We start from the raw sequence: 9,096 nt of genomic DNA on the forward strand, positions 1-9,096 counted from the left end.
GCCCAGGGCACCACCAGCGTCGAGATCGCTTCGGGCGAAGCCACGGTCCGCGGCATCAAGGCGGCAATCGCTGAAGCCTCGACATTGACCATCGCCAATGGCACCACCAGCATCGAGAAGCTGGCGCTCGACATTGGCGGCGGCACGGTGACGCTATCGGGCAGCGCCGGCCAGACGCTCGATCTTGCAGCACAGTTCTCGGCGCTGCCGGCGGCGCTTGCCAATGATTTCKYGCCCGGCCTCGATGCAGTGGGTACGCTCGGCGGCACGGCGCAAGTTAAGGGAATGCCGGCTGCTCCGGAGGTTCGGTTCAATGCGCAGCTTGCCGGCGTCGAAACCAGCCAGACCCGCCAGGCCGGGCTCGGGCCGCTCGCGGTCGATGCGGCCGGCACCTATACCTTGGCCGGCGGCGTCGCCCTCGACCATGCGACGCTGTCCGGTGACAAGATTTCCGGCACGGCCACCGGCACCATCAATCCGAACGGCGCCAGCGATTTTGCACTGGATCTCACCTCATCCGGCCCCAGCCTGCCGCTGACGTTCGGAAGTGCCGCGAGCCCGGTGAAGATCGAGGTCCGGTCCTTGTCGGCCAAGGTGGCGGGCGAGAGCACGCAGGCCCGCCTCGATGTCTCCGCGATCCTGCCTTCGGTCACCACCAGCCCGGCCAAGGTGGAAGGACTTGCCCTGGCATTGCATTCGGACGCTTTCGACCTCAAGAACCGCGCTGGACCGGTTTCGGGCACGGTGTCGGTGGACAAGGTCGGGCTCGACAATGCCGCGATCGCGCCGCTGATCGCCGGCAAGGTCACGGCCGCGCTCAATGCCCGGCTGACATCGGACGGCGTCGCCATCGACAGCGGCTCGCTCAAGAGCGATGCGCTCAACAGCCAGGTCGCCGGCCAGGTGTCACTGCGCGACGGCACCATCGATCTCAAGCTGAGTGCGGATGCCCCATCATCGGCCTTGCCGGCGGCGGCGCGCGGCATGCTCGGCGAACGCGCGCAGATCAGCGCCACGCTGAAGCGCGACCCCAACGGCAGTATCAATATAGATGGATTGAAGCTGACCTCTGGCGCTTTGACGGCCGGCGGGCAAGCGAGCCTTGCCGACAACAAGCTGGCCGCCGACATCAAAGGCGCTCTGAGCGACATCTCGCTGCTGTCCAAGGACGCCAAGGGCGCCATTGCCTTCGCGCTCAATGCACAGGGGCCGGCCATCGCACCTGATCTGTCGCTGACCATCAACAGCGATCGGCTGCTGGTGGCGGAGCGCGAGATCACCGGACTGAAGCTCACGGCAACCGGCAAGGCCGATGCCGCCAATCCAGCGGCGAGTGTGCAGTTGACCGGCAATGTCGCGGGACAGGCCTTGCAAGGCAGCGCTGTGCTGGCAACGGCGGACGGCAAGAGCGCCATCAATGGCCTGCTTCTATCGCTGGGCAAGAACAAGATCTCCGGCGATCTGGCGCTGGACGACAAGTTCGTGCCGGAAGGCACGATCTCGCTCGACCTGCCCGACATCGGGCCGCTCGCCGCGCTGGCGCTGGAAAAGGCCGAAGGCGATGTGCGCGGCACGATCGCCTTCTCGAAAAACGGCGCGGCACCCCAGGTCGCCATCAAGGCAGCGACCGGTTCGATCACACGCGGCGACCTGCAGGCGAAGGCCGTTTCCATCGACGCGCTGATCGCCAACTATCTTGCCGCTCCGGTGATCTCGGGCAAGATCCGCGCCGACACGGTGACATCGGGCGGCACCGTGATCAGCGGCATCGATGTCGATTTGAAGCGCGACGGCGACTGGACCGGCTTTTCCGGCGGCGCCACGGTCAAGGGCATTCCGGCCAAGGCCGCCGGCCGGGTGAAGGTGGCCAATGGCACCACCACCATCGAGCTTGCTTCCGGCCAGGCGACCGTCCAGGGCATCAAGGCGGCCATCGCCCAGGCTTCGACGATCAGTATCGCCAATGGCACGACGTCGCTGGACCGGCTGGTGCTCAAYCTCGGCGGCGGCACGGCGACKGTGACCGGCAAGGTCGGGCAGGCGCTCGACATCAACGCGACGCTGGCGCGGGTGCCGATGTCGCTCGCCAACAGTTTCTCGCCTGGCCTCGATGCCGCCGGTTCGATTTCCGGCACGGTCAAGGTGACCGGCGCGCCTTCCAGTCCGGCCGTTGCCTTCAATATTGACGCGGCCGGCGTGCAGACATCGCAGACCCGAGGCGCCGGTGTTAGCGCAGTGAGTGTTTCCTCGTCCGGCACCTTTGCCGGCAACAAGCTGACCTTCAACGCCAATCTCAGCGATGGCGGCGGACTTGGTCTCAAGGGCGGCGGCACGGTGACGACGGCAGGTACGCCGGCGCTGGTGCTCGACTTCAACGGCGCCGTGCCGTTCGGCATGCTCAGCCAGAAGCTGGCCGCGCAAGGCCTGGCGCTGACGGGAACCGCCAATGTCAATGTCCAGGTGCGCGGTCCGGCGACATCGCCCGGCATCGGCGGCAGCATCAGCACCTCGGGTGCGCGGCTGGTGGATGCGCGCTCGGGGCTCGCCGTCAACGATCTCACAGCCGATGTCTCGATCGGCGGCGGCGTCGCCAGGATCAACCGGCTCACCGGMACSYTGTCGACGCGCGGCAGCCTGTCGGCCAGTGGCACGGTCGGCATCAACCCGGCGCAAGGTTTTCCGGCCGACCTGTCGATCAAGCTCACCGACGGCCGCTATACGGACGGGCGCGTGGTGACCGCCAATCTTGGCGGCGACCTGACGATCAAGGGGCCGCTGACATCGGCACCGGTGATTGCCGGCACCGTCAACCTCGCCAAGACCGTCATTACGGTTCCGGACAAATTGCCGGGCTCGCTCTCGGCGCTCGACGTCAAGCACAAGAACGCGCCAGGCGCGGTCAAGGCGCAGGACAAGGCGCTGCGGCCGGCGACGGCCGGCGGCAAGGGCAGCGGCAGCGGGCTTGTGCTTGACGTCACCGTCAATGCGCCGAATCAGATATTCATCCAGGGCAGGGGCGTCGATGCCGAGCTCGGCGGCTCGCTCAAGCTGACCGGCCCGGCCTCGTCGCCGCAGGCCGTCGGCACCTTCACCCTGCAGCGCGGGCGGCTGTCGATCCTCGGCAAGCGGCTGACCTTCACCGAGGGTACCGTCGGCTTCTCCGGCTCGCTGGTGCCCTACCTCAACCTGACCGCGACCACGACGACGACCGGCGCCACCGTCACCATCGTCGTGTCGGGCGAGGCGACCAATCCGAAATTCACCTTCTCATCGGTGCCGGCGCTGCCCGAGGACGAGGTGCTGGCGCAACTAATCTTCGGTCGCTCGATGTCGAACCTGTCGCCGCTGCAGATCGCGCAGCTGGCCGAAGCGGCCGGGCAATTGGCCGGCGTCGGCGGCTCGACGTCGCTGCTGGAGAACCTGCGCAGCGCCATCGGCGTCGACGATCTCGATGTCACCACCGACGACCAGGGCGGCACRKCGGTCTCGRCSGGCAAGTATCTRAACGACCGCACCTATGTGACCATCCAGAAGGGCGACAAGCCGGGTTCGGGCAAGGCGACCATCGACCTCAATGTCGGGCGCGGCGTCAAGTTGCGCGGCGAGGCGACTGATGCCGGCGAGGCCAAGGGCGGCATCTTCTACGAAAAAGAATATTGAGGGCTGGCCCTCCACCATGGCCCGGACTGGCGCTGTCGTAACCAGTGCAAAAGTCTCAGTTTAATCGCCCTGAGTAGATTCTGGCGGAATCTGGGCGCACTAGCAATTTTGCGTCAAGACTGTCGCTATCGCGCGTACCGCTCCCTTTTCAAAGTTGCACATTCGCTAACATGTTCCCAATCCAAGCCGTCTTTGACATCATGGCCTGGATGCGGAATGTTAATCGGCGGAAAGCCAACAATGGGAGTTAGTCATGACAATCTATAAGAGTAATGGCGACAGCGTTCCGGATCACATCCTGGCCATGGCCGAAGAAGCCAAGGCAGGTAATGTCGATCGCCGCGAATTCCTGGCGCTCGCCAGCGTCTTCGGCGCCTCGACGGCGATGGCCTATGGCCTGCTCGGTCTCGCCGATCCGACGCCGGCAAAGGCGGATGAGGTAAAGGGCAAGAAGGGCGGCACTCTCAAGATCGCCCAGTGGATCAAGGATCCGAAGGACCCACGCAAGGCCGACTGGTCGGAAATCGCCAATGCCGAGCGCCAGGCGCTTGAGCCACTGGTCAAGTACACCACCGAATACACGTTCCGCCCTTATCTGCTTGAAAGCTGGGACGTCAACGACGACGCCACGCAGTACATACTGCATGTGCGCAAGGGCGTGACCTGGCACAACGGCGATGCTTTCACCGCCGATGACGTGGTGCACAACTTCAACCGCTGGGGCGAGAAGGCCGCCGAAGGCAATTCCATGCCCGGCCGTCTTGGCACGCTGTTCGACGACAAGACGGGCAAGTTGCGTGAAGGCGCGGTTACCAAGGTCGACGACATGACCGTCAAGCTGTCGCTCACCAAGCCCGACATCTCGATCATYCCCGGCATTTGYGACTAYGTYGCTCTCRTCGTCCACAAGWCCTTCGACGAAAAGGGCGGYGAYTTCAARGCCTGCCCGATCGGYACCGGYCCGTTCGARCTCGTCTCCTATGATGTCGGCCAGAAAGTGGTCTACAAGCGCCGCGCCGACGACAAATGGTGGGACGGCGAAGTGTTCCTCGATGGCCTGGAGTTCATTGACTACGGCACCGATCCGGCAGCCATGGTCAGCGCTTTCGAAGCAGGCGAAGTGCACACCAATTTCGAGACCTCGGCCGACTATGTCTCGATCCTCGACAAGATGGACCTGGTCAAGTCCGAGGTCGTCACCGCCTCGACTATCGTCTGCCGCACCAACGTCAACAACAAGCCTTATGGCGACCAGAAGGTGCGCAACGCGCTGCAGCTTGCGGTCGACAACAACGTCGTCCTCCAGCTCGGCTACGGCAATGCCGGTTCGGTCGCCGAGAACCACCATGTCTGCGCGATCCATCCGGAATATTACGAGCTGCCCAAGGTTGCCCGTGATCCGGCCAAGGCGAAGGCGCTGATGGCGGAAGCCGGGCAGGCCGATTTCGAACATGAACTGATCACCGTCGACGAGGATTGGCACAAGAACACCGGCGATGCGATCGCCGCCCAGTTGCGCGACGCCGGTATCAAGGTGAAGCGCACCGTGCTGCCGGGTTCGACGTTCTGGAACGACTGGCTGAAGTATCCGCTGTCGATGACCAACTGGAACATGCGGCCGCTCGGCGTCCAGGTTCTGGCGCTGGCCTATCGCACCGGCGAGGCCTGGAACGAGGCTGGCTGGTCGAACCCCGAGTGGGATGCCAAGCTCAATGCGGCGCTCGCCGTTGCCGACGCCGCCAAGCGCAAGGAAATGATGAAGGATATCGAGCAGATCCTGCAGGATTCCGGCATCATTATCCAACCCTACTGGCGCAAGCTCTACAGCCACTCGGTCAAGGCGGTGCAGAACTACAAGATGCACCCGACCTTCGAGCGCGACTACGGCAAGATCTGGCTCGACCAGGCTTGATCGCACCGACAAGGGAAAGGGGCGTCAGCCTCTTTCCCTGCTGTTTGCATCATCTGTCCCCGTTGGTCCGCGCTTCTCTAAAAAAGTTGCGGACTCCCGGGCAAGGTCATGCAACAAAAACAGGGTTGATCGCATCCGAAGGCCTGTTTGACGGCCAGCCTCGCCGGTCACGGCAGGGTTGGCTTTCATAGCCGGCTCAAACCCCAACCCATCGGCAGGGGGCCGCCATGCTTTCCTTCGTTATCAGGCGTCTTGGCACCATGGCATTGACGATGCTGTGCCTGACCATGGTCGTCTTCTTCCTGATCAACCTTGAGCCCAATCTGAAGAAGCTGGCGATCAGCCAGACCGAAATGCATACGTCGGCCGAGCAGCTCGAGAGCTGGCTGGCCGGGCATGGCTACCGGCAGAACTTCTTCGTCCGCTATGGGCAATGGCTGGGCGTCATGCCCAAGCAGCCGGTGACCGATCCGGCGACCGGCAAGCCGGCGCAGCGTTTCTCGTTTTGCAATGATCCGATCGTGCCGACCTTCGCCGGCGTTTTCGAGGGTGATTTCGGCTGCTCGACCAAGTTCAAGGCAACGGTCGCCTCCAAGCTGTTCCCGGCACTTGGCGCGACCGGCATCCTGATGTTCTGGGTGCTGGTGGTGATGGTGCCGATCTCGCTCTTGATCGGCATCCTGGCCGGTATGCGCGAGGGTTCGCGAACCGACCGGGTGCTGTCGGTGGCCTCGATCGCGTCGACGGCGACACCCGAATATGTGTCGGGCGTCATCTTCACCGTGATCTTCGCCTCCTGGCTTGGCTGGCTGAACGGCTCGGCCGCGTCGGCGAGCCAAGGCATCACCTTTTACAATTTCACGCTGCCGGTCATGACGCTGGCGATCTACGGCATCGGTTATATCGCCCGCATGACGCGCGCCTCGATGGTCGAGGTGATGACGCAGCAATATATCCGCACCGCCCGGTTGAAGGGTCTCTCCTTCCGCAGCGTGGTGGTCAAACATGCGCTGCGCAATGCGCTGATCGCGCCGTTCACCGTCATCATGCTGCAGTTTCCCTGGCTGCTCACCGGCGTCGTCATCGTCGAGGTGATGTTCCGCTATCAGGGTTTTGGCTACACGCTGGTCGAGGCCGCCGGCAACAACGACATCGACCTGCTGCTCGGCTGCTCGCTGGTCTCGGTGTTCATCGTCTTGATCACGCAGCTCATTTCCGATGTCGGCTACGCGTTTCTCAATCCGCGTATCAGAGTTCAGTAGGGGGCGAAGCGGATGCAGGTCCAATATATCAGTGCCTTCACCGTCGTTCTCGAAGTGCTGTCGCGCTTCTGGCCGGTCTGGATCGCGCTCATCATCGTCATGGGGGCGAGCTTCGCCTACAAGAAGAAGCTCGCGCTCTACGGCCAGCTGTTCGACAGCGGCGTCGGCATCGTCGGTGTCGGTATCTGCCTGTTCTGGCTGTTCACGGCGATCTTCGCGGCGACCATCTCGCCCTTTGATCCGCTGGCCCAGATCCCCGTGATGAAGGACGTGCTGCCGGGCGCGGTCGAGCCGCAGTCAGGTCTGGTCTATCTGTTCGGCGGCGACAAGCTTGCGCGCGACGTGTTTTCGCGCATGGTCTATGGCAGCCAGATCGTGCTGATCATCGCGCCGGCGGCGACCGGCTTCGCGCTGATGGTCGGCATCACGCTCGGCCTGCCGGCGGGCTATTATGGCGGCAAGATCGACACCGTGCTGTCGTTCCTGGCCAACCTCGTGCTGGCCTTCCCGGTGATCCTGCTGTTCTACCTGCTGGTGACGCCGGGCATCATGGACACGCCAATCCCCTATGCCATGGCCGGGGTGTTCTTCCTGTTTCCGATCATCTTCTTCAGCGTGCTGTTCTGGACGCGCTACAAGAACYGGCCCGACCGGATCTACATCCTGCTCGGCATCACCCTGATTGTCGGTGGCTGGATTTATCTCGGCCTGGTGTTCGACAAGGACCCGCTGCACATCGTCCACATCGATCCCAACCAGCTCAACATCTTCGTGGCGGTGGTGTTCGCCTCCAGCCCCGGCGTGTTCCGCATCGTGCGCGGCCTGGTTATGGACATCAAGACGCGCGACTATGTGGCGGCGGCGCAGACGCGCGGTGAATCGCCCTGGTACATCATGCTGTGGGAGATCCTGCCCAATGCGCGCGGACCGCTGATCGTCGATGCCTGCCTGCGCATCGGCTACACAACGATCCTGCTCGGTACGTTGGGCTATTTCGGCCTCGGCCTGGCGCCGGAAAGTCCTGACTGGGGCACGGCGATCAAGGACGCCAGCCGCTTGCTGCGCTCCTTCATCCACCCGGCGCTGCCGCCAACGATCGCATTGATGTCGTTCGTGCTGGGGCTCAACCTCCTGGCCGACTCGTTGCGTGAGCAATCGATGAAAGACTGATTGACGGGCTTCGGCCCGCATCTGGTAAAATTGGATTGGAGCGACCCATGAACGAGGCAGTTCGAAATCCCGCAGAGCCGATCATCGAGATCGAGAACCTKTCGATCTCSTTCTTCACCCGCAAGGGCGAGATACCGGCCGTCATGGATTTTTCCTGCACGGTCATGCCSGGYGAGGCGATGGGYATCGTCGGYGAATCCGGCTGCGGCAAGTCGACCGTGTCGCTCGGCATCATGCGCGACCTTTCCAACATCGGAAAGATCGTCGGCGGCAAGATCAAGTTCCAGGGCAAGGACATGGGCGAGCTGTCCGACGAGGAGCTGCGCGCCATCCGCGGCAACAAGATCGCCATGATCTACCAGGAGCCGATGGCCAGCCTCAACCCGGCGATGAAGGTCGGCCAGCAGCTGATGGAAGTGCCTCTGATCCACGACAAGGTGTCGAAGGAGGAGGCCTACAAACGCTCCCTCGACATGGTACGCGCGGTCAAGCTTCCGGACCCCGAGCGCATGATGCGCTCCTATCCGCACCAGCTCTCCGGTGGCCAGCAGCAGCGCATCGTCATCGCCATGGCGTTGCTGTCGAAGCCGGCGCTGCTTCTGCTCGACGAGCCGACGACGGCGCTCGACGTGACGGTGGAAGCGGGTATCGTCGAACTGGTCAAGGGGCTCGGCGAGAAGTTCGGCACCTCGATGATCTTCGTGTCGCACAATCTCGGCCTTATCCTGGAAACCTGCGACCGCATCACCGTGATGTATTCGGGCGAAGCGGTGGAGACCGGCAAGATCAAGGACGTGTTCGACCGGATGCGCCATCCCTACACACAAGGGCTGTTCCGTTCGATCCCGCTGCCTGGCGCCGACAAGAATTCGCGGCCGCTGATCTCCATCCCGGGGCAATTGCCGCTGCCGCATGAGCGGCCGAAGGGCTGCAATTTCGGCCCGCGCTGCCACCATTTCGTCGAGGGCGTCTGCAACGCCGCCGAGATCCCGATGATCGAGGTCGCTGGCCACGAGGGCCATTTCTCGCGCTGTGTGCGCTTCAACGAGATCGACTGGGAAGCGCTGCCGCCCGGCGCCAAGAAGGTCAATG

General features: G+C 63.4%; 5 protein-coding genes. All 5 read left to right on the top strand.

From position 1 onward, the window contains the following. Positions 1–3,660 (top strand): translocation/assembly module TamB domain-containing protein (locus AC1DX0_RS25600; RefSeq protein ID WP_477357272.1); only part of this gene is annotated, 3,660 nt, incomplete at its 5' end. Between the two features lie 253 nt (positions 3,661–3,913). Further along, on the top strand, positions 3,914–5,572 hold the full coding sequence (locus AC1DX0_RS25605; RefSeq protein ID WP_477357274.1) for an ABC transporter substrate-binding protein: 1,659 nt from the start codon (positions 3,914–3,916) through the stop codon (positions 5,570–5,572). A gap of 227 nt (positions 5,573–5,799) precedes the next feature. Continuing rightward, the gene (locus AC1DX0_RS25610; RefSeq protein ID WP_477221852.1) at positions 5,800–6,834 is read left to right on the top strand and encodes an ABC transporter permease; all 1,035 of its coding nucleotides are present in this window, start codon (positions 5,800–5,802) and stop codon (positions 6,832–6,834) included. A 12-nt stretch (positions 6,835–6,846) separates the two neighbouring features. Next, positions 6,847–8,004 (top strand): ABC transporter permease, encoded by a 1,158-nt coding sequence (locus AC1DX0_RS25615; protein WP_477357276.1) that lies wholly within the window; start codon positions 6,847–6,849, stop codon positions 8,002–8,004. Between the two features lie 47 nt (positions 8,005–8,051). After that, a partial coding sequence (locus AC1DX0_RS25620) for an ABC transporter ATP-binding protein (RefSeq protein ID WP_477357278.1) occupies positions 8,052–9,096 on the top strand: 1,045 nt, incomplete at its 3' end.

The sequence above is a fragment of the Mesorhizobium sp. P3_A9 genome, from assembly GCF_056402975.1.

What these genes read in the sequence shown, in the direction of transcription:
- AC1DX0_RS25610 (WP_477221852.1), top strand. Translation starts at nt 5,800, where the DNA reads ATGCTTTCCTTCGTTATCAGGCGTCTTGGCACCATGGCATTGACGATG.